Source organism: Hoyosella altamirensis, from assembly GCF_014191505.1.
GTDB lineage: Bacteria > Actinomycetota > Actinomycetes > Mycobacteriales > Mycobacteriaceae > Hoyosella > Hoyosella altamirensis.
The window spans coordinates 113,051-139,636 of the sequence record NZ_JACHWS010000003.1 but is presented as its reverse complement, the minus strand read 5'-3'; the positions used below and the strand labels follow the sequence as shown (position 1 = coordinate 139,636).

Sequence of the window (26,586 nt, the reverse complement as noted above, 5' to 3'; positions counted from 1 at the left end):
GGCCGGAGCGCGGCGAGGTAGGGCTAACCCCACATCGAAGACGCCCGTCTGCCGGATCGAAATGGCCTGCGTGCGACACAATCATGGAGTCATGAACACGATCCTGCGCCAGACGCTCCGCGATAGCGCATTTTTGCTGGTGTCTTTCCCGCTGGCCGTCGCGAGCTTTGTTGTGATGGTTACTGGACTGTCCCTTGGAGCCGGAACGCTCATCATCTGGGTGGGGATACCGATCCTGGTTTTCACGCTTGTCGTGGCGCGAGGGTTCGCGACGGTAGGTCGAAGAGGATCCACCGGCCTGCTCGGGCTCTCGTTGCCGGAGCCGCAATACAAGGAGCGCAAGCAGCACAGCTCTCCGTTGCTCCGCGTCTTGCGGCCACTGACTTGTACCCAGTCGTGGTTCGATGTCGTCTGGTGCATCGTGATTTTCCCCGTTGCGACGGCGACATTCGTGCTAGCAACTGTGTGGTGGTTTGTTGCACTGTTCGGCCTGACATACCCGTTCTGGTCGTGGATGGTCGACTTCAGCGACCCGGATATCGCGATGGGCCCGGCGAGCGCATTAGGTATCTCCGGCGGCCACTGGCTGGCCGAACCTTTGAATTTCGCGCTCGGTCTTCTTTTCGCGGTGACCCTCCCGTTTGTTGTGCGCGGTTGTGCACATGCACAAGCGCAACTGGGCAGAGTGCTGTTGACGACGTACGGGGAGCTGCAGGGCCGGATCAGCGACCTGTCAGAGTCCCGGGCCGCTGCCACTTCCGCGGAGGCGAGCGCCCTGCGTCGCCTTGAACGAGACCTTCATGATGGCCCACAGCAACGCCTTGTGCGCCTGGGGATGGAGTTGTCCAAAGCGCAGCGGCAACTCGCGACAGACCCGGAGGCAGCGCATGCGACCATCAGTGAGGCAATCGTGGAAACCCGCGATACTCTCGGCGAACTGCGAAACCTGTCGCGGGGAATTGCGCCGCCGATCCTGACTGATCGTGGGCTGCCCGCCGCGCTCGCTTCACTCGCGGCACGTTCGATCGTGCCCGTGGATCTGGCGGTCGAGACGGAGCGCCGCTACCCTCCGGCGGTGGAGAACGCCGTGTATTTCGTGGCTGCTGAATGCTTGACGAACATCGCGAAGCACTCGGGAGCGACCCGAGCCGCCGTGTCACTTTCACAACACGGCGGCAGCGTCCTTATATCGGTGAGCGATAACGGATTCGGCGGCGCGCACATCGCCAAGGGCCATGGCCTCGCCGGCCTCGTCGACCGGGTGCGCGCTGTGGAAGGGGAGTTGGTGGTCGACTCTCCGCCCGGCGGGCCCACAGTGATAGTGGCGGAGGTGCCGTGCGAGTTGTAGTCGCCGACGATGCGGTCCTGATCCGCGCAGGACTGGTGAGTTTGCTGCAGGAGTTCGGCCACGATGTGGTCGCCGAGGCCGGCGACGGTGAGAGCTTCGTCGACGCTGTCACCACCTATAAGCCGGACGTGTCGATTGTTGACGTCCGTATGCCGCCATCGTTCACCGATGAGGGCTTGCAAGCGTCCGTACGTGCGCGGGCTCAGGTCTCCGGCACCCCAATCATGATCCTGTCGCAGTACGTCGAGGTTTCCTATGCCGACGATCTGCTCGCTGACACTCGTGGCGGCGTCGGGTACTTGCTGAAGGATCGGGTAATGGACGTCGAGGACTTCCTGGAGTCGCTTCAGCGGGTTGCTTCAGGAGGCACTGTCTTCGACCCAGAGGTGGTGGCACAGTTAATGGTTCGGCGACGCAAAGATGATCCTGTGGCAGCGCTGACCACCCGTGAGCGGGAAGTGCTCGCGCTTATGGCCGAAGGGCGGTCTAACCGGTCGATTGGCCGGCTCCTCGTCATTAGTGATGGGGCAGTGGAAAAGCACATCCGCAATATCTTCACCAAGCTCAATCTGCGAATGGAAGACGATAATCAGCACCGGCGCGTGAAGGCGGTGCTCACATACTTGAGCCGTTCCGCTTAGCTCGTGCCGCCTCATCCGAATGTGTAGTAGCGGATCTCCTCGTGAGTCGCTACAAGCAATCCATCAGAAACGATCCGGAGATTCGCTCCGTCCGGCACTTCGAGTGACCAGACGATTGCACCGGTTGCCGCATCAAAAGCGCTGACCATGTTCATGTCCGCGCCACCGCGCCCAAGGACGCGAGCACCGTCTGCCCCTTCGTACTGATAGAAGTCGTCGCCATGAACACGCCATCGCTCATCGCCGGTATGCAGGTCGTAGCCCACGGTTTGCCGTTCGTCGACCGAGTCTTGGAACGCGATGAGCGTCTCGCCAGTCACCGCTACGACCTGACTGGTATCGCCCGCGGGGAGGCGCCATGTCTCCTCACCTGTACCGGTATCGAACACTGAGTAGCTAGCGATGTACGGCGCATCGGATGCAGTTCTGATACGTGGCTCATTCCACGAATGCAGTCCGGGATGTTCATGCAGCAGCTGACCTGTTCCATCTCCGACGATTGCGATCCGGTCGGGTGACTGCTGCGGCGACAACTGAGATGGTTCACACCGCGTCCCCATGAAACGATCGCCAGATAACTCGCTTATGCTGCTCAACTCACCGTCTACTACTGGCTCGCCCGTATCGGCATCGACGAATACGGTGCTGACGCTACTGAAGTGCACGAAATCACCGAAAGCTCCCAAAGTGAAGCCGTCACCGGAGCCGAAGCAGATTCCTGCAATGGGGTATTCCCGGATCCAGTCAGCCGCCGGATCGGCCACCGTCCCCCGTGCGATGGTGATGGTGCCGCTGATGTTCTGGTCCTCGCGCTCTGGGGCCCAGCCAGCAGTGAGGATCGTGTCATCGACGACGCGCACAGCATCGGCATGATCAGCAGTAACAGTTGCAACCACATTGCCCTCACTGAGTGTGAAGTAGTGGATGCTCGCTGATCTTGTCTGCGCTTCGGTGTCAAATACGGAGATCACGCAGGGCAGGGCGCCGTCGAGGGAGGCTGCAGCGCACGTAACCTCGGTGATTCCAGTCGTTTCTTGAGGTACCGGGACGAGGAGGGTCGGGTCATCAGATGCGTGCTGCGGCTGCTCGGGAATCTCCAGGTCAAGCGCTACATTCCACCGGAGTGCACCGTCCTCTCCGTCGAGACCAACGAGGCGAACGGAAGGCCCTTCTCTGACCGCCGCGATCACGGTGCCATCGACTTCATACGCGTCGGCCACTTCGTACATCGCTGCCATGCGGTGCGGGGAGAGGAAACGTTCACCCGGCTGAATGTCGGTGATGGCCGCTGTCCAGGCGAGTTCAGGCTGTTTCGCAAAGTCCACTTCGCTTGGCTGGTCTCCGCCAGGACCGGGCTGTGTTGAGGACTCCGAATCGTCCGGTGACGCGCAACTAGCCAGGACAACTGCAACCGCGGCCAACGCCATCAAGTTTCGAGCTGCGCGCAATGCACCCACCGACTTTTCTCGAACCGCTGTGGAAAAACAATCGTCTCCACCACCGTATAAAACCCGGTTTGAGGATTCAGGGGAATGGCGCAGGCACTAAGGTGTAAATGTGGGTGACGGGGCACCGAACGACTTCACCGCATACGGTCCTTCTCACTGGTTTGTGCTGGGAATCTTTGCACTCGGGGCCGTGCTGTCCGTCTGGATTGGACGTCGTGAACGGGGCGAAAAGAGTTCGCTTTTCAGCCGAGGCTTCGGGCTCACGGTTTTCGTGCTTTACGTCGTCATGATGAGCGTGCTCTTTCTTCCCCCTGCGATTGATCAATCAGTACCTCTGCGTCTGACTGACCTTGCCACCGTGATCGCGGCGTACGCATTGTGGTCGCGGCGACAGTGGGCTTACGCGCTGACCTACTACTGGTGCCTTGTGCTGAGTACTCAGGCATTAGTGACCCCCGCGCTTGAAAGCCCGGATTTTCCGCACCCGCACTTCTTGGCTTTCTGGGCTATTCACCTCGTTGTTGTCTGGGCTGCGATATACCTGACCTGGGGAGTTGGGATGCGACCAGACTGGGGAAGCTTCCGCACCGTCGTCGCCGTGACGCTGACCTGGGCGGTGGTGACGATGACGTTCAATTCTCTCGCGGGCACCAACTACGGTTTCCTGAACGCGAAGCCCAGTACCCCGTCGCTGCTGGATGCGTTTGGGCCGTGGCCGTGGTACATCGTTGTCGCTGGATCACTCATTGTTGCTATCTGGGCGCTGATGACGTGGCCGTGGGTTCGTGGTGCCAGACAACTGGAGCGCCGCCGAAATCATTGAGGCCCCATCTATTCCGTCTCCCTACCGCCATGATCGTTTCTGGGCTAGCGTGGAAGTATGACGTAGGTCACATTCGTCTTACAGGGGGTTGTTGTGGGCGGGGATCCGACGATTGCAGCCGAGACGGAAGGAACTCAAGCCCGGCCGCGGTCAATGCGGCTGGAGCGCTTCCTGGCGGTCGCACTTCTGACTCCGCAGCAAGCTGCCCTTTTGCTTGATGACCTGATCAGCCACGTCGAGCGCGCGAATCGTGAGCGACTCCACGCGCAGGCGCCCGCTGCGCTGCCGGAAAGAGCGGTTCGGATTGCCGCGGATGGCACCCTCGACTTTTCCGGCACGCAGTTGTCACGGCGCAGCCGCGATGAACCCTCACCCAGAACCACCGTCTTGCCTGCCGCGCAGCGGTCCGGGGCCTACGCCGGTAGCCCCGCTCCCATTCGAGCTCCGATCAACGGCACTGTGGCGACGACAGATGCGGGCACCATGAAGCCCGCACAGAAATGCGAGCTTGATATTGCCGCACTCCAACTTGCTTGCTCGATCCTGAGCCGCACTCGCCGAGCGTCCGCGCTCACAGACGTCGTCGCCGCCGCGGTGCGGACCGGAGGCGACACAGGAGAGGCCAGTCGGTGTCTCGTGACGTTCGTGGAGAGCGAATTGCGTGTCGCTGATGAGACGCGATTGCGCTCGGAACTCGCGGCAGTGGTGCGTGCGGCGCAGGGTCATTCGCAGTCAGCGTCCCCTCAGCCTGCCGCGGTACTTGCGCCGCGGGGACGGCGGTCCCGCACCGGAAAAGTGTGGCATCGGACGATACGACTCCCTTCGCGCCGATTCGTTCTGTTGACCCTGCTGGTCGCTGCGGTTCTCGTAGCGGGTCTTCTCCTGATTCCTCGGGTCGTATCTGACCTTCGCGCGACGTGGGACACGGTTATGAACCCGGATCCGCCCGCCCAGCAGCTAGAGCCGGTTTCACCACCATTCGACCGCGGCGGTGGTCTGCCGCCGGGGCCGATTCCTGAGCTGGCACCTCCTGCAGGTGGATCAGTTGAGCAGGTTACGGCGTCATTTGCGGATGGCGGTTGCCAGCAGGCCCAGACCTGTTCTGTGCGTGTGGATTTACGGTTCGAGCCCGATTCGGATGTCAGCTTGAGCAGCTGGATATTGCATGTTGCCGACCGGTGCTCTGGCGAGATAGTGGAACATCCGGGTGTCGCGATGCCGGTGCCGCCCAATTCTCGGCAGGTTTACGGTCTCAGCCAGGTCATGCTGCCCGACAGTCCTGCAGTCGCGCTTACAGCCGTTACCTATGCTCCAGATCGCGTGGCCTCCGCGCCGCTGCTCGTGCCCGCTGACGGTGGCTCGTGCTGAAAGGCGCTGGCGATGCATCAAGGAGAGCGAAAGAACGCATCTGATCCGCTGCTAGTGGGCAGCGCGGCGGTACTGGTGCTGTTCGGGCTTCTCAATCTCCTCACGCTCGGGATGGACTCCACGGCACTCCGGCATGCGGTTTTCGCTGTCGTCGGATTCGTTCTCGTGTTTGCGCTTTCGCGAATCAAGCTCGCCGATCTGACCCTGCTCTCCTGGAGTTTGTACGGGGCAGCGGTTGCTTTGCTGCTTGCAGTACCAATCGTGGGGGTCTCAGTGAAGGGCGCCCAGCGGTGGCTCGAAATCGGGCCGATCAGCATGCAGCCCGCTGATCTGGCAAAACTCGCCGTTGTGCTCGCGATCGCTACTGTCCTCGGACGCGGCTATCGGCCATGGCGGTTGATCATTGCGCTGGGCGTCGCGTGTGTACCAATTGGGCTGGTGGCTCTGCAGCCAGACCTTTCCACGGCGCTTGTATTGGGTGCGACATCGGTGATGCTTCTGATTCTCGGTCGCGTTCCGCTGCTCCCTCTGCTGCCGTTATTTGGCATCGCGATAGCTGCAGTGCCGCTCGCGGTTCTTGCACTGCGGCCCTACCAGTTGGAGCGGATTCAGGTTTTCCTGAGCGGCGACCACGATCCAGCAGGTTCGGGGTGGGCGGCTGTGCAAGCCGAAATTGCCATTGGCGCAGGCGGTCTCTTCGGTCTTGCTTCGGATCCGCTCTACCCGCTGCGCGCCAGCTACGTCCCAGAGCGCGAACACGACCTTGCCTTTGTCAGTCTCGTCTACGCGTGGGGCCTGCTGGCGGGTCTAGCGGTCATTATTGCGCTCCTGATCGTGGTGTGGCGCTGCGCTCTCGCGGCGCGTGTGGCGCGGACGCCGCAGGGCGCCCTGATCGCCTCCGGGGTGGCGGTGCTCTTTGGCGTGCACGGTCTGGTCTCCGTCGCGGCCAATCTGTCACTGCTGCCACACACTGGACTGCCGATTCCGTTGTTCAGCTACGGCGGAACTGTGATGACGGTGCACCTGGCCGCGATCGGTCTTGTTCTTGCCGTGCGACGTGACGGGGTGCGACGGCCGCTGTGGATCCCGCCAGGCAGGGCGCATCCTCAACCGCGCGGCGCGCGCGCAGGGGCGCTTCTGGTCAGCGCACTGCTGATCGTGATGTCGGGCTTCATCTGGGAACTCCAGAACAACCGTGGGGACGAGTTGCTGGCCCTCAGTGACGAGCAGATGACGCGCTGCATCCGGATACCTGCCGAACGCGGCCTGATTCTCGACCGGAACGGCGCACCGCTCGCGACGAATTCTCACGAGTATCAGGTTCAGGTAGTGCCGGGGATGTTCAGTGCAGATGATGTCGATGACTTGGCGGCACTAGTGGAGACGCCGCCAGACGAACTCACTGAGATGATCAGCGCGCGCGGTGAGGAACTCAGCGCGAGTGCGGGGGCTGTTGGCGCCGACCAGGCCCAGGAGATCATCGACGCAGGATTGCCCGGTGTGTTAGTCATACCGTCGGGTGACCGTGTATATCCGCATGGTGAGATCCTCGGGCAGATTCTGGGTTTCGTGCGGATTGGTGGCACCGATGACTTGGAGCGCTGGCCTGAACTCGCGCTTGGAGCGGTAGTAGGTGCTGCGGGTATTGAGCGCCAGTACGATGCGGTTCTGCGTGGCGTCGATGGCAGGCAGTGCATTTTTGTCGACCCTGCTGGCCTTCCCGTTGCTCCAGCTGAGCGTATTGACCCCGTGCATGGGCATGATCTGCGGTTGCACATAGATCTCGAGATGCAGCGTCTGGCGACGCAGTCGCTCACCGACGCGATCCGCACCAATGGGGGCGACCTGGGCGCAGTACAGGTCATGGATGCCCGAACCGGGGCTGTGCTTGCGATGGCGAGTGTGCCGGGCTTCGACAACAACGTGTATAGCCCTCCCGCCGATCTCGGCGCGATTCAGTCTCTCGCGGACGCTCCGGGCCATCCGATGCTGAACAAAGTCACGCAGATCGCCGGTCCTCCAGGCTCGACATTCAAGATTGTCGTCGCTGCCGCGAACGCTCACTATCAGGCTCTCTCGCCCGCGTACGTCATGCCGACGGGCGCAGCCTACGTTTACGGCGGACACACGTTCCGCAACTGGCAGCCAATGGGCCCACACAACTTGGTGCAAGCTCTCCAGTGGTCCGACAATGTGTACTTCTACCGGCTCGGGGTGATGCTAGGCCCTGACCGAATGGCCGAGGTTGCCAAGGCTCTTGGCGTGGGGGAGCGGTCCGGTATCGATCTTCCGGGCGAGATAAGCGGGTTTCTGGGGACGCCGGAGACGGTCGCCCGCATCGGTGGCACCTGGTATGGAGGATCGACAGTGCTGATGGGGATCGGGCAAGGCACGGTCAGCGTCACGCCGATGCAGGTCGCGAGATGGACAGCCGGTATCTCTACCGGAGCGATGGTGACACCAAGGATCGCCGATGCGTACGGGACTGACGAGTACATCCGTCTACCTGTTCCCGCGCCTCAGCGGCTCGCGTTCGCAGACAATTTGGGCCCGGTCCGTGCCGGCATGCGGGCCGCGGTCACGGGCGGCACTGCCGGACAGTTGGCGGACCTGCCGATCAGCTCCGCCGCGAAGACGGGGACCGCCGAAGATCCATCTGCTCCAGGTGGTGGGACAAACGCCTGGTTCTCAGCCGTTGCGCCCTACGAGGAGCCAGAAATAGTGGTTACCGCATTCGTGCGCGGTGGCGGGTTCGGGTCAGCAGCCTCGGGCCCGGTCGTCAAGGACCTCCTGCAGTTCTACGCCGAGAACCGGCACACCTCCGACCCGCCAGGGCTGCCATGATGGCGATCACGCCGCGAACGCGGAAAGTACCTCCGGCTGGGACAAGCAACGTGTAGCACCTTCAGCAACACACGTCAGCGGATGGTCAGCGACCTTGACAGGAAAGCCGGAGGCTTCCTCGAGCAATTGGGTGAGCCCGCCGAGCAGTGCACCGCCCCCCATGACGATGAGCCCTTCAGCGAGCACATCGCACACTGCCTGAGCGGGCAGCTCCTCCTGGCACGCGGCGAGTGCATGCACGATCTCGGTGGTGGTCGGACGCAGCGCTTCCGCCACTTCGTCTGTGCTGAGTGTAACGAGGCGAACGCGCCCGGTGGACGCGTCGCGGCCTTCGAGAATGAGTGACTGTTCGCCAGCGTCGTGCATGTGAATCTTCGCGTTCTCGGCGGTCAGTTCGCCCACGACCACTCCGTGTTCAGCGCGAAGATAATGGTAAAGGGCGCTTGTCAGCTCGTCACCGGCGAGTTTGCAGCTTTGGTGGGCGAGAATACCGCCGTAGCAGAAGGCCGTCATTTCCGCTGTGCCGCCGCCGATGTCGACTACCAGGTGCACGCGCGGCTCAAGCGGGTTGATTCCCGCGCCGAGAGCACCCGCAACCGGTTCAGGAACCAGTGCCACCTTCCGAAGTCCCGCTTCCTGGCCCACTTCCAGCAGCGCGCGGCGTTCCAGCGGCGTGGCACCCGCAGGGACGGCGATGACTCCTTTCGGGCGAAGCGCGAGCTGCCACGGGGGGACAACCTTCCTGATGATCGCCTTGAGGAAGGCACGTGCGGAATCGAGATCGACGATGACACCGTCGCGCATCGGGCGCACCGTGCTGAGCCCAGCAGGTGTGCGCCCCACCAACTCTCGCGCGTCCGCGCCGACGAGCATTGCGCGATATGGATCCTTCGCTTTCACGAGCATCACGGACGGCTCATTCAGGATGATTCCATCCGACGGGCTCCCCACAACGGTGTTAGCGGTCCCCAGGTCGATACCTAATCCGTCCACAGTGCCTCCCAATGTGATGGTAGTCACAAATCTACCGTGATTTGCTGGCATGTAGGGGCTTTCGACGGACCTGCTATCAAGGTGCTGAGTGCGAGATGCAGACGAGCGCTGCGCCGGATCCAATCCAGGCGCAGCGTATGCCGTGACTTTCGCGTTGCTCGATCTACCAGTGCTTCTTCGGACGGTGATGACGACGATGGTGACGCTTCTTCGGCGGCGGGAAGCCGAAAAGTAAGCTCAGCATCGTAGCGATTGCCACTGATATGTCGGCGCCGATGTTGATTGACATGGCAGGCACATCCCTTCGCCACTCGGACGATGTCCCCTGATCAGCCATCTACTGATGACCTGCCTCAATTGTCCCAATTGGTACGTTAGTTTGCTATGGCTAACTAACGAATCCACTTTTCAACTCTCTGTTTTGATAATTCCGTGATGAAAACGCAATTTGAACGCAATCAGTAACCCCCTGCCATAAATAATGACAGGGGGTTACTGAATTCAGCGACGCTTTCGAACTCGCCGTGTCAGTGGTAGCGGCGCGCGCTGTGGAAGGGGAAGTCGCCGAGGCTATCGACCTTGACGGGGGCCGACGAGTTGAGTGCGTGTACAACCTGTCCGCCGCCGATATAGATAGCGGCGTGTGACGCTCCGCTGTACATGAGAACGACATCGCCGGGCTGCAGGTCGTTGATGTTCACGGGGCTGCCGCCCGATGCTTGGTCATGGCTGGTGCGGGGCACGGATTTCCCCGCCTGTGCGTGTGCCCAGTGGACGAGGCCCGAGCAGTCGAACGAGTCGGGGCCAGCTGCGCCCCACGAGTACGGCGCCCCGACCTTGCTGAGAGCGGAATCGGCAATTGCCTGGCCCTGTGAAACCGCGGGTGCTGCGATGTCAACGGCGGTATTCCCAGTGAACTGGGCGGCAGCCTGGGGAGGAACGTCGAAGGTACCGACGCCCGGTACTGTGACCGGATCTGCAGACGCGTGCATCGCGGGAATGAGTGCGGTAGCCGAAAGGATTCCGGTGATCATTGCCGTGCGTGCGGTTCGCTTCAGAGTGGTAGCCATGAGGTTTGGTTCTCTCCTTGTTCCATTGGCCGCGCTTGGACTTTCGGTGGCCCGGCAGTCCTGATTGGTCAGTGGTAATGCTCGCGCCCAGTTCTTAGGGTTTGGCGTTGAGAGTTGCATTCTCGAAAACAACTCCAATCTGTCTCGAACAGATTACGAACAGATATCGAATCTCGCTGTGGTCTGCTTCTCATTGCGAAGAGTGTGAATTCCCCCACGGTATGGCGTTGCATTTGTCATCTGGAAGTGCAGAAGCCGCCTTGACATGTGGTTTTGAACTCGCGGTGCCGTCAAGGAAGGTAAAACTTTGCGGAATCGTCAATCGATCGACCTGGGCCGCTGCCGCGTCGACTTTTTGCCTCGATCTGATCGCACGCAATTGCTGGTCATGACGTCAGGACGAACGCAGTTGCCCGGCCCGCTGGTTCACGTAATCGTTTATCTAGAGTGCGCTTTCTCTCATTTCACGAAGTGACCACTGGGACGGCGGGCAGCGAGTCATAGTGACGGGCTTCCGCCATCCCAGCAGCGACCGAGCACAGGGAACCCGGAACCCCCCTATTCACCTGCACTGGGAGTTAAGACGCGCTCGCAAGTCGGTTGGTTCCGCTAATCTGTGATCTGGAAGACAGCAGCACGCCTGGCTATAGCCGATGGGAGTTCACGGTGGAGACCGCATCGCTTCGAGAACTCGCGCAGGAACTGATCTCGCGCGCCGCGGAAGCCCCGCACGGCCGCAACACCGAGATCCTGCACGGGGGCAGTGGGCACACGCTCCGCCAGATGGTCATCGCTCTCACCGCGGGCGAAGAACTGAGCGAGCATGAGAACCCGGGAGAGGCGACGCTTTACGTCATCAAGGGCCGGGTTCAATTGCAGACCGAGGGCGTGGCGGCTGAGCTCAGCGAAGGGGACTTTCTCGTCCTTCCACATGCTCGCCACAGCCTTGACGCGCTCGATGACTCGGCCGTGCTCCTCACCACCGCGATCAACCAGTATTAAGGATCGTGAAGGATTTTCCCTCCTCAGAAGGGAAAATCCTTCACGATCATGGAGGGGAACCGATCCCCGCGTCGTTTGCGTCTACATTTCTCGTGTTACCGCGAGAAGTGAGAGCTTTGTGTGCCAGGCAAGATGGGGTTGTCACGCGCCAGCAGATGCTGACTGCGGGGATGACGCCGAAAGCCATTGATGGGCAGGTCCGCAGGCAGGAATTCAGGCGCCTCGGCTGGGGCGTGTACCAGCGTGCGGATCATTCGCACAGCGCGGCCGTGGTCTTGCGTGCTGCTGTCTATGGTGCGGGACCGGGAGCAGTCGCAAGCGGCCTGAGTGCAGCATGGTGGCACGGTCTCCTCACGAACCCGCCGCCGAAGCCTTCGGTCACGGTGCCGCGGGACCGGCGGGTGAAGCGGCCTGAGTCTGCTGTTCGGTACCGGGATCTGCATCGACTCGATGTTTCCCAAGTGCGCCGACTCGGCGTAACAGATATTCCACTCACGATTCTCGAAACAGCGGTAGAACTGCGCGAGGGATCAGTCTTCCTGGACCGCGCGCTTCAGAAACACACGTCGCTGTCGATTCTGCGCGCAGTTCATGAGCGAAATCCCGGCAGGGCAGGGGCAGCGGCCGCACGACACCTGCTCGACGTCGCGGAACAGGGCGGCTCATCGGCGGCTGAACGAATACTGCATCAGCTGCTGAACCGTGCCGGAGTTACCGGCTGGCAGTCGCATCTCTGGAGCTGCGGCTACGAAATTGACGTCGCGTTCGTCAGGGAGCGTCTCGCCATCGAAGTGGACGGCTGGGCGTGGCACCGCGATGCGCACCGATTCCGGGCTGACATGGAACGGCAGAACGTTCTGGTGAACGCGGGCTGGCGAGTTCTGCGCTTCTCCTGGCATCACCTCAACAATGAGCCAAACCGCGTCTTGTCGGAGATCCATACGGCGCTGCGCTGTGCCGCCGGCGGATCGTGAAGGATTATCCCTCCTCAGGAGGGTAAATCTTTCACGATTCTTCAGATCTGCGAGTGTGGTTAACCAGGCGCTCTTGTACGCCGCGGGCGATGTCGGCCCATTGTGCGTCCCCGAGCTCTGTCACCCCGGAGTCTCCGGCGAAAGCGCTTGACACGACAACGTCCGGAGCGAGCGAGGCGAGAACCGAGAGCGTTTGAGCCAGCGCAACCGCATCGCTGAAGCCTTTGATGTACCCCGCGAACCAGCGTCCATCGGCCCCGCGGTAGATCGTGTCGCCCGTGAACAGGTAGGTGCCTTCGGCGCCCTTAGCTAAATAGCAGGTGCTGCCAGGTGTATGCCCGGGCGTCGGAATGATTTCGAGGATGGAATCGACCGTATGCCGATCAGAGAACGGATCGTCGACGGGTGCCTTCTCAGCGGCGAGGTGTGCTTCTGCGCGATGAATATGCAGTTGCGAGCCGAAACGTTCCTTGATGATGCGAAGTGAGGGGGCGATCTCGTCTTGGTGGCTGAGGTAATGGTGGCGGACACCGCCGAGTTGCGCAATGTGATCAAGTTCGTGCGCGTGCGTGGTGTTGTAGAACAGGATGTTGCCTTCTGGAGGTGTCCACAAATAAGCGTGGGTGCTCAATCCTGGTGCAGGATATTCCGGTTCGGTTTCCCACAAGTCGCTGCGGATTTTCTTCATAGCGCGCTCCTTCCAGTACCTGGGGTGGTGTCATAGCGTGAACAGACCTACCCGCATAGCGCCATCGACTCTGAGCTAGTCGACATGGCCCTGCTCAGTAAAAGGTGAGGGTGCAGATGACTATTCCCATGATCAATGGCGGAAACTTTCGCCGAACGGCTGCTGCGGGGCTAACGCTGATGTTGTTCGCTCTGGGAGTCCTCGCTCTCACGGGACAAAATCACCACGTCGCCCCAGTGTCCGTGCGACTCACATCGAATAGCGGCACGGCAGGCCTTGACCCGGTCCTCGCGCGCGCGTTTCTCGCGGCCCAAGCGGACGCCAGCCGAGAAGGTGTACCGCTGTGGATCACGTCCGGCAAACGCTCGCACGCTGAGCAGCAGCAGTTGTGGGAGAACGGCGTTCGCGCTCACGGCAGCCCTGACGCTGCCCGCAGGTGGGTCCTTCCCCCCGATGAATCAGCTCACGTCAGTGGCCACGCGATCGATGTTGGCCCGGTCGAAGGGGCGCGCTGGCTCGAGCGCAATGGCGCCAGGTACGGGCTGTGCCGCACCTACGAAAACGAGTGGTGGCATTTCGAACTGGCTACCGTGCCTGGTGGTATCTGTCCACCCATGGTGCCTGATGCGAGCTGGCCGCGGCCCACCACACTGAGCGATGGCGGCACCGGTACTCTCTCGATCGAGCTGCCCGATATTCCTGGTCTCGCGGAACTCGTGACAGCGGCCGAAACAGAACTCGCCACTTTCTTCAACCTCGACTGACCCCCGGGTTACAGTGAGATCCCCATCGCCCAGGATCCGAGCGCGAACACCGCGATCGTGATCAGCACGATTCCTACAATGTTCAGCCAGACTCCCGCGCGGATCATCTGGCCGATCGTGACCTGGCCAGAACCGAAGACGATCGCGTTCGGCGGGGTGGCGACGGGGAGCATGAACGCGCACGATGCGGCCAGAACTGCGGGCAGCAGCAGAAGCATCGGATCCATGCCCAGGCCCAGTGCGACACCGCCGAGCACCGGCAGGAAGGTCGCTGCGGTCGCGGTATTCGATGTCAGTTCAGTAAGCAGCAGCACGATTCCGCAGGTACCCGCCACTAGCAGCACGATCGGCAACGCGCCGAGACCGCCGACCTGAGTGCCGATGTACTCGTCGAGGCCGGTTTCTTGCACGGCACCGGCGAGGCTCAGGCCGCCGCCAAAGAGGAGGAGCACGCCCCACGGCAGACCGTTCTGGACCGTCCGCCAGTCGAGGGTGCCGTGCAGTTTGGTGCCCCCTTCGCTATCGGCGTTACCGTTCTTGCCGTTGGTCGACGCGGGCAACAGGAAAAGTACGATAGCCGCAGCAATCGCAATACCGGCATCGGACAGGTTCGCCATAAATGGCAAGACGGAAGTCAGTGCGTCGAAGTCGGCGATGAGGTCCCGGAAAACCCAGAGCAGGGCTGTCACCGCGAACACGATGAGGACATTCCACTCGCCGTGTGACATCTTCCCGAGTTCGTGGATTTCCTTGTGGATCATCTCTTTTCCACCGATGATCTGTTTCAGTTTGGTGGGGTAGATGACGTAGGTCAGGAGCACCCACACGATGATCAGGAAGACCGCCCCGATCGGTACACCGATTTTCATCCAGTCGGCGAAGCTGATGGTGATGCCGTAGTTTTCGTCGACGAACCCGACCATGATGGCGTTGGGCGGGCTGCCGATGATCGTTGCGAGGCCTCCGACGGAGGCCGCGTACGCGATCGCCAGCATCAAGCACACCGCGAAGTTCCGGATGTTCTTGTCCTCGGCCGCATCTGTCCCGCTGGTGACGAGAGCGAGCACACTGATCGCGATCGGCAGCATCATCAGAGTGGTCGCGGTGTTGCTGACCCACATGCTGAGGAACGCAGTCGCGATCATCATCCCGAGCACTACCTGACGGGGGTGCGTTCCCACGATGCGCACGGTGTGCAGCGCTATCCGCTTATGCAGGTTCCACTTCTGCATCGCGAGGGCGATCATGAAACCACCCATGAAAAGGAAGATCGTCGGTGACGCATAGGGTGCTGTCGCGTCGCCGATAGCGATGACGTCGAGGACCGGGAACGCGGCGATCGGAATCAGCGCTGTTGCGGCGAGAGGGATAGCCTCGGTCATCCACCAGACCGCCATGAGCACTGCGACTGCGGCAGCCGTCCGTCCTGCAGTCGACAGGTCTTCGTGTGCCGGAATCAGAAAATACGCCAGCAAGGCAAGCACCGGCCCGAGGATCCGCCCAGTCCACAACCGTCTTGGTGAGACCGGCTGCTGAGGAACTGCTGGCGCGAAGCCGACGTCTTGCCGTTCGCTGGCGACCGATGTGCGTGCTGTCTGGGTGGCGCCGTCTGAAGCCATGACACTCCAATCCCGTTTACGCGGTGGACGTGGAAACCTGCAGCGTCACCACAGACGCCGCAGGTTTCCCTCTAGTCTCACTGGTTCGGGGGAGATGTGTACCGCTTTTGACAGTAAGCAGATCGCGAGGCGCGGCTCGTTAGATCAACCCGTCGGTCAGATGATTTGGTGTCCCGTAGCGATGGGCGGTGATCGACACGGCTTGCTCGTGCACGAACGGCAAAAGCTCAACGCGCCCCGCTGCCACAACGGGTGACGCATAGATCGCGACGTCAGGTTTACCACCGGCGGCGTCTGCAGTGGCCTGGTAGTCGCCACCGATGAGGCGGATCCGGGCACCGGAATGTGGTCCCGTCCGTGCGGCCAGGCGTGCAACGTGCGAAGCCCACTGGTCATTGTCCTCGACCTCGACAGTGACACCGCGCGCGGTGAGAGCCAGCTTCACCTGCTCAGGCAGGGCTGACGAACTGCTTACGGTTACCACTGAGGCGGCCTGCAGCCCCGCGGCTACAACACGCACAAGTTCTGCGGCACCGTGGCCGGAGCTCGCGGCCTCGTACCGGACGGTGACGGGAACCGGCCGGTAACGCAGCAGGTTGCGTTCGCACTGCAATCCGGTCTTGTCCTGCGCTCGTCCGAACTCAGCGTTCCAGATCGCGGCGTCGGTCGACAGCGCGTCCCGCAGCCAGTCCACGGCTTCTGCCGACAGGGCGTTCCGCACGGCTGACAGTAGTGCGGCCTGCGTATCGCCGAGGTCCCCAGTTGTGATGACGGGACTGTCGTGCCACGTGCCCATGCCGATCAGATAGTTCGGTCCACCCGCTTTCGTCCCGGGCCCAATGGCGGACTTTTTCCATCCGCCGAACGGTTGACGCTGAACGATCGCTCCCGTGATGCCACGGTTGATGTACAAGTTGCCGGCCTCAACGGTGCTGAGCCAGTAGGCGATCTCGTCGCGGTCCAGCGAATGGAGGCCAGAGGTGAGGCCGTACTCGATATCGTTCACGAAGTTCACGGCTTCTTCCAGAGAAGGCGCCGTCATTATGCCAAGGATGGGGCCGAAGTACTCCGTCATGTGGTACTCGGACCCGCGCTTAACGCCCTCCCGAATACCGGGGCGCCAGACCTTGCCCGATTCATCGAGTTGTTTGGGCTCAATGACCCACGACTCGCCCTCGCCCAGTGTGGTCAGACCGCGAAGCAGTTTCCCTTGTGCGGGTTCGATAACTGGCCCGACCTGTGTTTGGAGGTCCCACGGAGAGCCGACTTTGAGCGAGCGCACCGCGTCGAGCAGCTGGTTCCGGAAACGCTGCGAGGTCGCGACAGACCCCACAAGAATGACCAGCGAGGCGGCTGAGCACTTCTGTCCAGCATGCCCGAAGGCCGAGTAGGCGACGTCTTTCGCGGCGAGGTCGTAATCAGCGGACGGTGTCACGATGATCGCGTTCTTTCCGGAGGTCTCCGCCAGCAAGGGTAGGTCATGCCGGAAGGAGCGGAACAGCTTCGCGGTGTCGTATGCGCCGGTGAGGATCAGCCGATCCACTGAGGGGTGCGACACGAACTGAGCACCTAGTTCGCGCTCACCCAGCTGTACATACTGCAGCACGTCGCGTGGCACGCCCGCTTCCCAGAGCGCTTCGACCATCACGGCACCGGTGCGCTTCGCCTGATGTGCTGGCTTGATGACTACGGCGGATCCGGAGGCGAGGGCGGACAACGTGGATCCCGCTGGAATGGCTGTGGGGAAATTCCACGGCGGCGTCACAACTGTCAGCTTCGATGGCACGAACTGGGCGCCGTCGACGTGTTCGAGGTCGCGGCCCCGCTCGGCATAGTAGTGGGCGAAATCGATCGCTTCAGACACCTCAGGGTCGCCCTGATCGATCGTCTTGCCGCACTCTGCGCCCATGACTTCAAGGAGGTCTGCGCGCTTCGACTCGAGAACGTCACCCGCGCGGTGCAGGATTTCGGCGCGTTCATTCGCTCCGAGCGACTGCCATTGTTCAGCAGCCGAGACGCCGCGGGACATGATGGTGTCGAGCTCTTCAGCTGAACTTACCCAGTTCTTGTCGGAGGTCTCGATACCGAGCTGGGAAGTCTGCATTCTTTCTGCGATGTCGCGGCCCCAGGCCCGGTTTCCAGGCAGGTCCGGGTCGGTGTCAGGGGTGTTCTTGAAGCCTTCACGCAGTCCAGGTGCCTGAGGCTGGCGACGATCCTGAATTCGGTGCGTTTCAGGGATGTCGTCGGTCAGCTCGTTGACGGATGCGATGAAGCGCTGCTTCTCCCGCTCGAACAGTGCTTCATTCTTGTCGAGCTCGAATACGGCGGACATGAAGTTCTCTTTAGACGCGCCCTCTTCGAGGCGGCGGATCAGGTAAGCGATCGCGACGTCGAACTCGCGAGGGTGGACCACTGGGGTGTAGAGCAGGAGGGAACCGACGTCTTTCCGCACTGCCTCCGCCTGACCTGTCGCCATGCCGAGCAGCATTTCGAACTCGATGCCGTCGGTGACTCCACGGGCCTGCGCGAGCAGCCAGGCGAGCGCAACGTCGAAGAGGTTGTGCCCGGCAACTCCGATGCGAACGTTGCGAGTGTGTTCGGGACGCAGCGCATAGTTGAGCACAGCCTTGTATGACGTATCGGACTGGCGTTTGGTGTGCCAGGTCGCGAGCGGCCAGCCGTGCAGTTCCGCGTCAGCAATTTCCATGGGAAGGTTCGCGCCCTTGACGACGCGGACCTTGATGGGAGCGCCCCCCGTGGCGACGCGGTCAGATGCCCACTGCTGGAGGTGGATCATGGCCGCAAGCGCGTCGGGCAGATAGGCCTGCAGGACGATTCCCGCCTCGAGGTCGCGAAACTCGGGCTTGTCGAGAAGTTCGGTGAAGACCGCGATCGTCAGGTCGAGATCTTTGTATTCCTCCATGTCCAAGTTGATGAACTTGCGCTTAGGGGACGCGTTCGCGGCTTGGCGGTAGAGGGGAGTCAGATTTTCGACAACATGAGTGACGGCCTCGTCGAAGGCCCAATGGTTGTGCGGCGCAACGGTGGAGGACACCTTGATCGACACATAGTCGACGTCATCTCGGGCAAGGAGCCGACGTGTTCCGTCGAGACGACGGGCGGCCTCTGACTCACCGAGAATGGCCTCACCAAGAAGGTTGATGTTGAGATGGATCCCGTCCCGCTTGATCTTCTCGATCGTTTTGCCGAGTTTGGCGTCGGTGGCGTCGACGATCAGGTGACCGACCATGTGCCGCAGAACTTTCCGCGTTACTGGAATCACGAGCTTCGGCGCGAGAACGGCAAGTATGCCGCCGAGCGTAACCGCGAGCTTCATGTACCACGGCAAGAAGGCGGGAACCTTCGGTGCGAGAGCTTTGAGGTTCGCCGCCGCGACGCGTGGATCTTCGGGGCGGATGACACCGTCAACGAACCCGACGGTGAAGTCGAGGCCGTTCGGGTCGTTAAGGACCCCGGCGAGTTGCTCGGCGGACCGGTCAACGGGATATTTCGCGCCCTCCGTGAGCCAATGGCGAACGAGTTGAATAGCTTCGTCAGTGAGGTCCTGTGGGAGAACCGCTGCGCTGTTGTCCTTGATCGTGCTCACCAGCAGGACCTCCTTGAGGGTGCGTCAGTCGTTGTCTTCTGAGTATGACCCCGGTCATCCCTTCAGGTATAGCGACGTTTTCCGAAGAGTATTGTGCGGTAAAACCGAAAGAATGGAGCGACGCATGCTCGATGTTCACCGTCTGAGCTTGTTGAGGGAACTCAGCATTCGCGGAACGATCTCCGAGGTCGCAGCTGCCATGAGTTACAGTCCTTCCTCGGTGTCACAGCAGCTTTCGATCTTGGAGCGTGAGGCCGGTGTCGTGCTGTTGCGCAAATCTGGTCGGCGCCTGCAGCTGACTCCTCAGGCTGTTCTTCTTGTCGACCACGCCACCGAACTTCTTGACTGCCTGGAGCGCGCCGAGGCGGCACTGGCAGCTTCGAGCGTGACGGTCACTGGCACCGTGCGGCTGGCGGTGTTTCAGACAGCGGCGCTTGCACTTATTCCGCAGGCCCTTCAATTGCTCCGTGAACGTCATGCGAAAGTCCGCATCGAAATGGTGCAGCACGAGCCTGAAACGGCACTGCACGAAACCTGGGCCAGGGATTTCGATCTCGTTGTTGCGGAGCAGTACCCGGGGCACGCCGCGCCGCACTACGCAGGCCTTGATCGTCAGTTGCTTACGGGGGATGCGATTCGGCTCGCGCTGCCGCCGGTCGACGGTGCCGCCGCGGACTTCAGCGCCGTCAGCGGACTCGATGCCGCAAGTGAACTGCCGTGGGTGATGGAGCCAAGTGGTTCCGCGTCCCGCCATTGGGCCGAGCAAGCATGCAGGCAGGCGGGATTTGAACCAGACGTCCGCTTTGAAACTGCCGACTTGCAGGCGCACGTCCGGCTCGTGGAGTCCGGGAACGCGGTCGCGTTTCTTCCCGATCTCGTGTGGGTCGGCAGGGAGCCGCACGCCCGGCTGCTCGGGCTTGAAGGCGATCCAAGGCGCACAATCTTCACCGCCATCCGGGCTTCGAGCGCGCGGCATCCTGCGGTGCGTGCAATTCGCAGCGCGTTGGAAGAAACCGCGCGGGATCTCGCGAGCTTCTGGTAATTCTTACGAAATAGTAGCGGATTAGACCCTGGCTTCGAAGTACGCGTTGAATGCCTGCTCGAGGTCCCGGATCTTTTCGACGTAGGGCTGTGTCTGGGTGGTGTAGTCGCCCCCGCTGGGCATCCCGCCGAACCGGAGGATGGCGCCAAATCCGGCGTTGTAGGACGCGAGTGCTAGATCCACAGCGTCGCCCTCGGCTTTCCCATCGTGGATTGCCTGCTCGACGCTTTCAAGGTTGTGGCACATGTATTTCGCCTGCGCCGTCACAGAGTCGGGGATGCTGAAGGGGTCCTTGACCCCATCGCCATCGGCGTCGGTGCCCCACGCCTCCCATGTCTCGGGCGTGAACTGGGCAGGGCCCTGTGCATTCGCGTAACTGACTGCATCTACGCGAAAGGTTGATTCCGCAAACAGTTGCGCGGCGATCTGGCCGGGAGTGACGCCTTCGCACTCACCACTCGCTTTGATAATCCACTCGGCGAATTCTGCGGGAACGGGTGCTGGAAGCGGAGGAGCGTCGTGCTCGGCAGCGGCCGCGAGACCGGCCTCGCTGTTGTGGCCAGCGTCTTCAGTGAGAGCTTCGGCTGCGGCGACGTCGGCCGCTGGGGCTGACGTTTCTGCGCTGGATGCGTGATGGATGGTGGCGGCGGCGCCAACGGTGACGATTGCGGATGCGGCGAAAATTGCAGGAAGTTTCATAACGCTGAAAAGTCTCGCGGTTGTGCCGCGCTGGTTTCTACACTATGTGGCTGGCTTCATAACGGGCGTATAACGAAGGCTATGCGCCGACCATGTTAGACGTGACGGTAAAATCCCAGGTTAGCCCCATGATTTGGTGGCTTGATATTATCGTTCTCGTTTTTAAAGGCATGGTGGATGTCACATCGTGATCTAGCACGCCAGGGATGCGAGCGGATCGCGATGCAGGCCTGCTGGAACTGCCGAATGCTTAACCGAACTAACTATTCGGACTGGGCTCTGGGAATTTGTGAGATTCCCTGACAAATATTCGAAACTGGCGAATTGACAGTATTGTCCATTTTAAATCAATCGCCCGCAGTGATATTCGTGTTATCTGGAGAAATTTGTGTGCGTATGTGGTCCCCTATGTGGTGGCCGCAAGCTGACGGCCGCAAATGATGGTGAGTCCATAGAGAAAAGAGGAGGCTGCTCTATGCAGTTGAAGTCCACTCGCATGGCTGGTCTGGCTGCCGCGTTCGCTGCTGCGCTCGTGATTTCAGCGTGTGGCGACGACGGCGCAACAGTCACGGACGAACTTCAGGATGGTGCGGGCACGGTCACCGACACGCTTGGTGGTGACGAAGAAACCACTGAGGGCGCCGAGGATGAGACGCAGCAGGACGCCGAGGGCGGCGAAGGTGCTGAAACGGAATCTGAGTCGGTCATGGCCGCCGATGGCACGGAAGTCGTCCTGGAAGGCGAACTCGCCGAGAAGTACGCGGAACTGGGTCCTGAACTTGGAGCCCTGACCGGTGAGCCACAGACGATCGGCGACGGTACAGCAGCCGAGTTCGAGAATGGCACCATCTATTGGAGCGAGGAGACGGGTGCGCACCTTGTCCAAGGTGAGATTCTGCGCGTCTACACCGAGAGTGGCGGTCCGGAGGGGGAGCTCGGATTCCCCACGAGTGACGAGGACGAAACCGACGGAGGTTGGGAAAGCGAATTCGAGAACGGCACCATCACCTGGACGGATCAGGGCGATGGAATGTTCGCCGAAGATATTTCGATGAGCTGACCCTCGGTGGAGCGCGGTCCAGCGACGCTGGGCCGCGCTTGCTGTGGCGTTGACTGATCACCCAGATCCGCTGCCGCTGGGCATAAACCGCGATAACGTGACCTGATAATCGCTCAGACATCACACTTTTGGCAGGTAGCGCAGTGGAACGAACAATTGACGTCATTACGACCGTCAACGAGTGGTATTGGTACCTCCCGCTGACGATTCTGGTGCTCTCGGGCATCGTCTACACAATCTGGTCGAAAGGCGCCCAGATTCGCCTGTTCGGCGAGATGGTGCGCGTCATCAAAGAACCCTCCCTGGTGATGGAGAATGGCCGCAAAGGCCTCTCGTCATTCCAGGCGTTCACGATTTCTGCTGCCGCGCGCGTAGGCACAGGCAACGTGGCTGGCGTCGCCATCGCTATCACCCTCGGCGGTCCGGGCGCGGTGTTCTGGATGTGGATGCTTGCGTTGATCGGCGCGGCCACCTCATTCGTTGAGTCCACGCTCGGGCAGTTGTATAAGTTCAAAGACCGCGATAGCTATCGTGGCGGGCCTGCGTACTACATCTCCCGAGGACTTGGAAAGCGCTGGCCAGCAGTGCTATTCGCAGTCGTGACGATCATCACTTACGGCCTCGTTTTCAACACTGTGCAGGCGAACACGATTGCTGACTCGATCTCGAACTCAGTGGGAAACACCGAACCGCTTTTTCTCGCGGGCATTGGAGTGGCGGTCGCGGCACTGCTAGCTCTGGTTATCTTCGGCGGTGTACGCCGCATCGCCCACGTCACTCAGGTATTGGTGCCCGTGCTCGCCCTGTCCTATGTAGGTCTCGGGCTTGTTGTCGTCGCGCTCAACATTCCCGAGGTCCCCGGCATGGTGTGGCTGATCATCGAGAACGCGTTCGGTTTCCGGGAAGTCGTTGCGGGTGGTCTGGGCGCCGCGCTTCTGCATGGCATGCAGCGTGGTCTCTACTCGAACGAGGCGGGAATGGGCTCCATTCCCAACGTAAGCGCGACGGCAGCGGTTTCCCACCCGGCTAAGCAAGGGCTGGTTCAGTCACTCGGCGTCTACTTCGACACCATGCTGATTTGCAGCATGACGGCGTTCATCATCCTCCTCGCGGAACCTGATTTCGGTGAGCGAGAGGGCGCTACGCTGACTCAGCACGCGTTGTCGGTGCAGTTCGGTGACTGGGCAATCCACTTCCTGACTGTCGTCATCTTCATCCTCGCTTTCAGTTCACTGCTCGGGAATTACTACATCGGGTATGCGAATCTCGAGTTCTTGACGAGATCGCCGCGAGCGCTGATGTGGTTCCGTCTCGCGATTATCGGCTGCGCGTTCCTCGGTTCGATCGCGGCGCTCGACCTTGTATGGGAGATGGCGAACCTCACAATGGGCGTCATGGTCCTGATCAACTTGCTTGCCATCGCACCGCTCGCGGTGATCACGTTCCGGCTGCTCGATCACTACGTCGCTCAGCGCAAGCAGGGCATTAATCCCACGTTCACCGTCTCTGAAATGCCGGAGCTGAAGGGCGTCGAGTGCTGGGGTCATGAAAATGAAAGCGAACCCACGCGCGCCCAGTAGGCTTTCGAGACGTGACAGAACCTGCTCGTCGTGTGTACGCGAACCGGACACTGAACCTGCGCTCGGTCGAGGCGATCGGGTACGACATGGATTACACGTTGCTTCACTACCGCACAGCAGAGTGGGAAGGTGCGGCGTTCGAGCACGCGCGCCGGGTACTCGCAAAGCGCGGCTACCCGGTCCAGGATCTTGTTTTCGAGCCCGATCGGTATCTGCAGGGGCTCGTGCTCGACCTGGATCTTGGGAACCTCGTCAAGGCCACGCGGTTTGGCTACGTCATCCAGGCACAGCACGGCACCAAAAAGCTGAATTTCAATGAACTGAGGCGCGCATACAACGGCGTGTTCATCGACTTATCTGAACCGCGTTTCCGCTTCCTCAACACACTCTTCTCCATGTCCGAGGCAGCGTTGTACGCGCAGCTTGTCGACCTTCTCGACGCTGGCCTCATTAAAGGGCCGGTCGGTTACGACGAATTGTTCAAGGTTGTCTCGTCGGCGCTGGATCTGTCCCATACGATGGGTGAACTCAAAGCGGAGATCACCGCTGACCCCGATCGATTCTGTGATTTCGATCCCGCCATCGCGGAGACACTGATGGACCAGCGTCTCGCGGGTAAAAGGCTCCTCCTCATCACGAACAGCGAGTGGACCTACACCCGGGCAATGATGAGCTATGCATTCGATAGGCATGTCCCGAGTGGGAACTGGCGTGATCTGTTCGACATCGTGGTCGTCGCGGCGGCTAAACCTCGCTTCTTTTCGGAAAGCCCTCCCGTCTTCCGCGTCGTCGACCCGGAACGGAACCTTCTCGAGCCCCACCAGGGCTTGATGGAACCGGGAGGCGTCTACTACGGCGGATGCGCACGACTAGTGGAACAGAGCCTCGAACTCGACGGTGCCCAGATTCTCTACGTTGGCGATCACCTATTCGGTGACGTCCATGTCTCGAAATCGGTTCTGCGTTGGCGTACCGCGCTGATTATGAGCGAACTCGAAGCAGAGATAGCGGACGCTGCGAGGTTCGCTGACGACGAGATGCAGCTGCGCAAACTCATGGTCGTCAAGGAAAGCCTTGAGGACGAATTGTCTCATGCGCGCCTCGCCCGCTCGCGTGCTGCGGCGAGCGCTGAACCGGCGCGGGAGGCAGACGCAACAATAAGTTCCCTCTATGACGCTATCCGGGAACTCGACCAGCAGATCGCCCCACTCGCACAAGCGGCAGGGGCCCTTGGAAACCCGACGTGGGGCCCGCTGATGCGCGCGGGAAACGACAAGAGCCTCTTCGCCCGTCAGGTCGAGAAGTTCGCGGACGTCTACACCTCGCGAGTATCCAACTTCGGGCAGCACACGCCCTACGCCTTTTTGCGTGCCACGCGTACAAGCCTTCCCCACGACGTAACAGCGGTCGGCTTCACGGAGCAAGGCGAGGAGTAACCAGTTGACCTCGTAGCGTCACATGCCCGGCATCGGCTCCGTCACGCCAGGTGTGGGCGCGACGGATTCCAGGACGGGGGGATGGACGATGATCGCGATTCCGAGGGCGACTACCGCGGTTCCGACTATGCGGGTAAGCAGAACGCCCCGGCTCGAGTGCTTTTCAGCCAGGAATACGGCTGCGAGGACCGCCATCCAGGCCAGGTTCATCAGGCCGACAACCAGAAGAACTGACATGAGAGCCCAGCAGCACCCGAGGCAGTAAAGGCCATGTGCCGCGCCAGTCCGGAATGTTCCCCGCAGGCCGTTACCGAAGTCGTGCGTCGCCAGGAAAGACAACGGGGTACGACACGCTCGCAGGCATTTCTGTTTCCATGGCGTGAATTGGTACGCGCCCGCAACTATCAGCACACCACCCGCAGCGACCGTCACCCACCCCGCGTCGTGCGCGACATTGCGGAACGCGAGGAGCAGCGCCAGCGGAACGAGCCCGGCAGCGGTCCACACAACGAGATACCCCAGTACGAATGCCGTTGTGGGGGCGCTACCGCGATTCTGGCGCCGCATCACGAGGCGATGGAGCAGGACGATCGGTGCGATGGTGGGGAACATCATCGCGACCATCATTGTGGTCCACATGACCAGAAAGATGAGGACGCCCATGTCGAAAGACATGGGCGCGCCTATCGAAGCGAGGCCCTGAACCATCGACTGCATGTCGTGCGCGGTACGGACGGTCCACCACCACGCGGCGCCCGCGAGCACGAGCAGCATCCCGACGATCGTGACAGTTGCTCTGCGCTCGAGGACGCTGTACGCCATGCGCGGAGTATCGGTTCTGGCGGCCTTGTGAACCTCGGTCATCTGGTGTGGTTTCCGGGGTGATTTCAGGGCTGCGGCGTTATCACAGGGGCCATCCGGTTGTCGCTGGACCACTCCACTTCGGAGTAGTACGCGTTGTTGCCCGCGTGGTCGAAGGTCACTCCGTCAGCGTTGAGCGTCAGAACCGATGTTGTTCCAATCGCCCCATCCTGGAAGATGAACCCGTCTTTGAGGATCATGTGAGGGACGTGCTTTGCGCCGCTCACAGGATCCCGGAAGCTCTCCATGTTCATGGACAACTTGTCACCCACTCGTAGCTGCGAGTCCATGGCGTTGTCATCGATATCGATTGTCTCGAAGAAAGGTCCGTGAACCTCGCTCACTGTGGCGGCGAGTATTTCCCAGGGCAGTCCCGGATCCTCGGCGGTGAGAATGGGAATGAGTGCTTCGCGCTGTTCTTCGGTGGCGTCGATGAAAAGCACCATCGTGCCGTTGCCTTCGTGGATGGCTCCGGGCCACTTCACCGCACTCGCGACTTTCGCTCCCGCGAGGTCGGTTCCTTCGCGATCACCTTCTTTGATCTTGAACCCCACCACGCCTTCGCAGTAGCCGTGCGAGGGGAAGCCATTCATATTGCACGGGCATCCCAGCGCACAGTTACATCCTTCGTAGTAATTCGCCTTGATTCGCCATGCCATTTCCGTCACTTCCTTGCTGAGCAATCGAGCGTCGAGGGGTGGCCCCGGCATCCCAATGGT

At 61.1% G+C, this 26,586-nt stretch carries 21 protein-coding genes and 1 pseudogene; 13 read left to right on the top strand and 9 right to left on the bottom strand.

The window, feature by feature from the left end:
* Window positions 1–91: 91 nt before the first annotated feature.
* Together FHU29_RS14715 and FHU29_RS14710 are read left to right on the top strand one after the other, a co-directional pair.
* Window positions 92–1,348: a sensor histidine kinase gene (locus FHU29_RS14715; RefSeq protein ID WP_074390864.1), complete on the top strand. Its 1,257-nt coding sequence runs from the start codon at window positions 92–94 to the stop codon at window positions 1,346–1,348.
* Window positions 1,336–1,989, top strand: coding sequence for a response regulator (locus FHU29_RS14710; protein ID WP_064440470.1), 654 nt, complete (start codon window positions 1,336–1,338; stop codon window positions 1,987–1,989). Before FHU29_RS14715 ends, FHU29_RS14710 begins: the two co-directional genes overlap by 13 nt.
* 11 nt (window positions 1,990–2,000) lie before the next feature.
* Here the strand turns inward: FHU29_RS14710 and FHU29_RS23720 are convergent, their stop codons facing one another.
* A complete protein-coding gene (locus FHU29_RS23720; RefSeq protein ID WP_064440469.1) occupies window positions 2,001–3,314 on the bottom strand; it encodes an outer membrane protein assembly factor BamB family protein in 1,314 nt (437 codons plus the stop codon).
* Between the two features lie 232 nt (window positions 3,315–3,546).
* Between FHU29_RS23720 and FHU29_RS14700 the strand changes: the two genes are divergently transcribed.
* From FHU29_RS14700 to FHU29_RS14690, 3 genes are all read left to right on the top strand, one after another.
* Window positions 3,547–4,260, top strand: coding sequence for a YwaF family protein (locus FHU29_RS14700; protein ID WP_064440468.1), 714 nt, complete (start codon window positions 3,547–3,549; stop codon window positions 4,258–4,260).
* Between the two features lie 93 nt (window positions 4,261–4,353).
* On the top strand, window positions 4,354–5,628 hold the full coding sequence (locus FHU29_RS14695; RefSeq protein ID WP_157095116.1) for a hypothetical protein: 1,275 nt from the start codon (window positions 4,354–4,356) through the stop codon (window positions 5,626–5,628).
* A gap of 12 nt (window positions 5,629–5,640) precedes the next feature.
* Window positions 5,641–8,472 carry an FtsW/RodA/SpoVE family cell cycle protein gene (locus tag FHU29_RS14690; RefSeq protein WP_064440466.1) on the top strand — a complete coding sequence of 944 codons (2,832 nt, stop codon included), beginning with the start codon at window positions 5,641–5,643 and terminating at the stop codon, window positions 8,470–8,472.
* 6 nt (window positions 8,473–8,478) lie between these two features.
* Here FHU29_RS14690 and mreB read toward each other — a convergent pair whose 3' ends face one another.
* Window positions 8,479–9,465, bottom strand: a complete 987-nt coding sequence (gene mreB, locus FHU29_RS14685) for a rod shape-determining protein (protein WP_064440465.1) — start codon at window positions 9,463–9,465, stop codon at window positions 8,479–8,481.
* An 88-nt stretch (window positions 9,466–9,553) separates the two neighbouring features.
* Between mreB and FHU29_RS14680 the strand changes: the two genes are divergently transcribed.
* On the top strand, window positions 9,554–9,700 hold the full coding sequence (locus FHU29_RS14680) for a hypothetical protein (RefSeq protein WP_157095114.1): 147 nt from the start codon (window positions 9,554–9,556) through the stop codon (window positions 9,698–9,700).
* A gap of 292 nt (window positions 9,701–9,992) precedes the next feature.
* On the opposite strand, the gene FHU29_RS14675 is transcribed toward FHU29_RS14680, so the two are convergent.
* Complete coding sequence (locus tag FHU29_RS14675; RefSeq protein WP_064440464.1) at window positions 9,993–10,535, bottom strand: NlpC/P60 family protein; 543 nt, start codon at window positions 10,533–10,535, stop codon at window positions 9,993–9,995.
* Between the two features lie 666 nt (window positions 10,536–11,201).
* Between FHU29_RS14675 and FHU29_RS14670 the strand changes: the two genes are divergently transcribed.
* Both FHU29_RS14670 and FHU29_RS14665 read left to right on the top strand, forming a co-directional pair.
* Window positions 11,202–11,537 carry a cupin domain-containing protein gene (locus FHU29_RS14670; RefSeq protein WP_064440463.1) on the top strand — a complete coding sequence of 112 codons (336 nt, stop codon included), beginning with the start codon at window positions 11,202–11,204 and terminating at the stop codon, window positions 11,535–11,537.
* Window positions 11,538–11,707: 170 nt separating this feature from the next.
* Window positions 11,708–12,511: a DUF559 domain-containing protein gene (locus tag FHU29_RS14665; RefSeq protein ID WP_232322971.1), complete on the top strand. Its 804-nt coding sequence runs from the start codon at window positions 11,708–11,710 to the stop codon at window positions 12,509–12,511.
* A 31-nt stretch (window positions 12,512–12,542) separates the two neighbouring features.
* On the opposite strand, the gene FHU29_RS14660 is transcribed toward FHU29_RS14665, so the two are convergent.
* The gene (locus FHU29_RS14660; RefSeq protein ID WP_064440462.1) at window positions 12,543–13,199 is read right to left on the bottom strand and encodes an MBL fold metallo-hydrolase; all 657 of its coding nucleotides are present in this window, start codon (window positions 13,197–13,199) and stop codon (window positions 12,543–12,545) included.
* Between the two features lie 128 nt (window positions 13,200–13,327).
* On the opposite strand from FHU29_RS14660, the pseudogene FHU29_RS14655 reads away from it, so the two are divergent.
* Window positions 13,328–13,831, top strand: a pseudogene (locus tag FHU29_RS14655) (M15 family metallopeptidase); the annotation flags it as partial.
* Window positions 13,832–13,971: 140 nt separating this feature from the next.
* Here FHU29_RS14655 and FHU29_RS14650 read toward each other — a convergent pair.
* Window positions 13,972–15,582 carry an SLC13 family permease gene (locus FHU29_RS14650; protein ID WP_064440461.1) on the bottom strand — a complete coding sequence of 537 codons (1,611 nt, stop codon included), beginning with the start codon at window positions 15,580–15,582 and terminating at the stop codon, window positions 13,972–13,974.
* Between the two features lie 139 nt (window positions 15,583–15,721).
* Window positions 15,722–19,189, bottom strand: coding sequence for a bifunctional proline dehydrogenase/L-glutamate gamma-semialdehyde dehydrogenase (locus tag FHU29_RS14645; protein WP_064440460.1), 3,468 nt, complete (start codon window positions 19,187–19,189; stop codon window positions 15,722–15,724).
* Between the two features lie 124 nt (window positions 19,190–19,313).
* Here FHU29_RS14645 and FHU29_RS14640 point away from each other — a divergent pair, with 124 nt between their 5' ends.
* Window positions 19,314–20,231: a LysR family transcriptional regulator gene (locus FHU29_RS14640; RefSeq protein ID WP_064440459.1), complete on the top strand. Its 918-nt coding sequence runs from the start codon at window positions 19,314–19,316 to the stop codon at window positions 20,229–20,231.
* 21 nt (window positions 20,232–20,252) lie between these two features.
* Here FHU29_RS14640 and FHU29_RS14635 read toward each other — a convergent pair whose 3' ends face one another.
* A complete protein-coding gene (locus FHU29_RS14635; protein ID WP_083962328.1) occupies window positions 20,253–20,930 on the bottom strand; it encodes a lytic transglycosylase domain-containing protein in 678 nt (225 codons plus the stop codon).
* 475 nt (window positions 20,931–21,405) lie between these two features.
* Between FHU29_RS14635 and FHU29_RS23300 the strand changes: the two genes are divergently transcribed.
* The 3 genes from FHU29_RS23300 (at window position 21,406) to FHU29_RS14620 (ending at window position 25,006) form a co-directional block, all read left to right on the top strand.
* Window positions 21,406–21,990, top strand: coding sequence for an LGFP repeat-containing protein (locus tag FHU29_RS23300; RefSeq protein WP_232322970.1), 585 nt, complete (start codon window positions 21,406–21,408; stop codon window positions 21,988–21,990).
* A gap of 143 nt (window positions 21,991–22,133) precedes the next feature.
* Entirely contained in the window at window positions 22,134–23,570 is a 1,437-nt protein-coding gene (locus tag FHU29_RS14625; protein ID WP_064440458.1) for an alanine/glycine:cation symporter family protein, read from the top strand.
* 11 nt (window positions 23,571–23,581) lie between these two features.
* Window positions 23,582–25,006, top strand: coding sequence for an HAD-IG family 5'-nucleotidase (locus FHU29_RS14620; RefSeq protein WP_064440457.1), 1,425 nt, complete (start codon window positions 23,582–23,584; stop codon window positions 25,004–25,006).
* A gap of 18 nt (window positions 25,007–25,024) precedes the next feature.
* Here FHU29_RS14620 and FHU29_RS14615 read toward each other — a convergent pair whose 3' ends face one another.
* A complete protein-coding gene (locus FHU29_RS14615; protein ID WP_183377580.1) occupies window positions 25,025–25,828 on the bottom strand; it encodes a DUF2182 domain-containing protein in 804 nt (267 codons plus the stop codon).
* 65 nt (window positions 25,829–25,893) lie between these two features.
* Window positions 25,894–26,577 carry a DUF1326 domain-containing protein gene (locus tag FHU29_RS14610; protein WP_083962327.1) on the bottom strand — a complete coding sequence of 228 codons (684 nt, stop codon included), beginning with the start codon at window positions 26,575–26,577 and terminating at the stop codon, window positions 25,894–25,896.
* Between the last annotated feature and the right edge of the window lie 9 nt (window positions 26,578–26,586).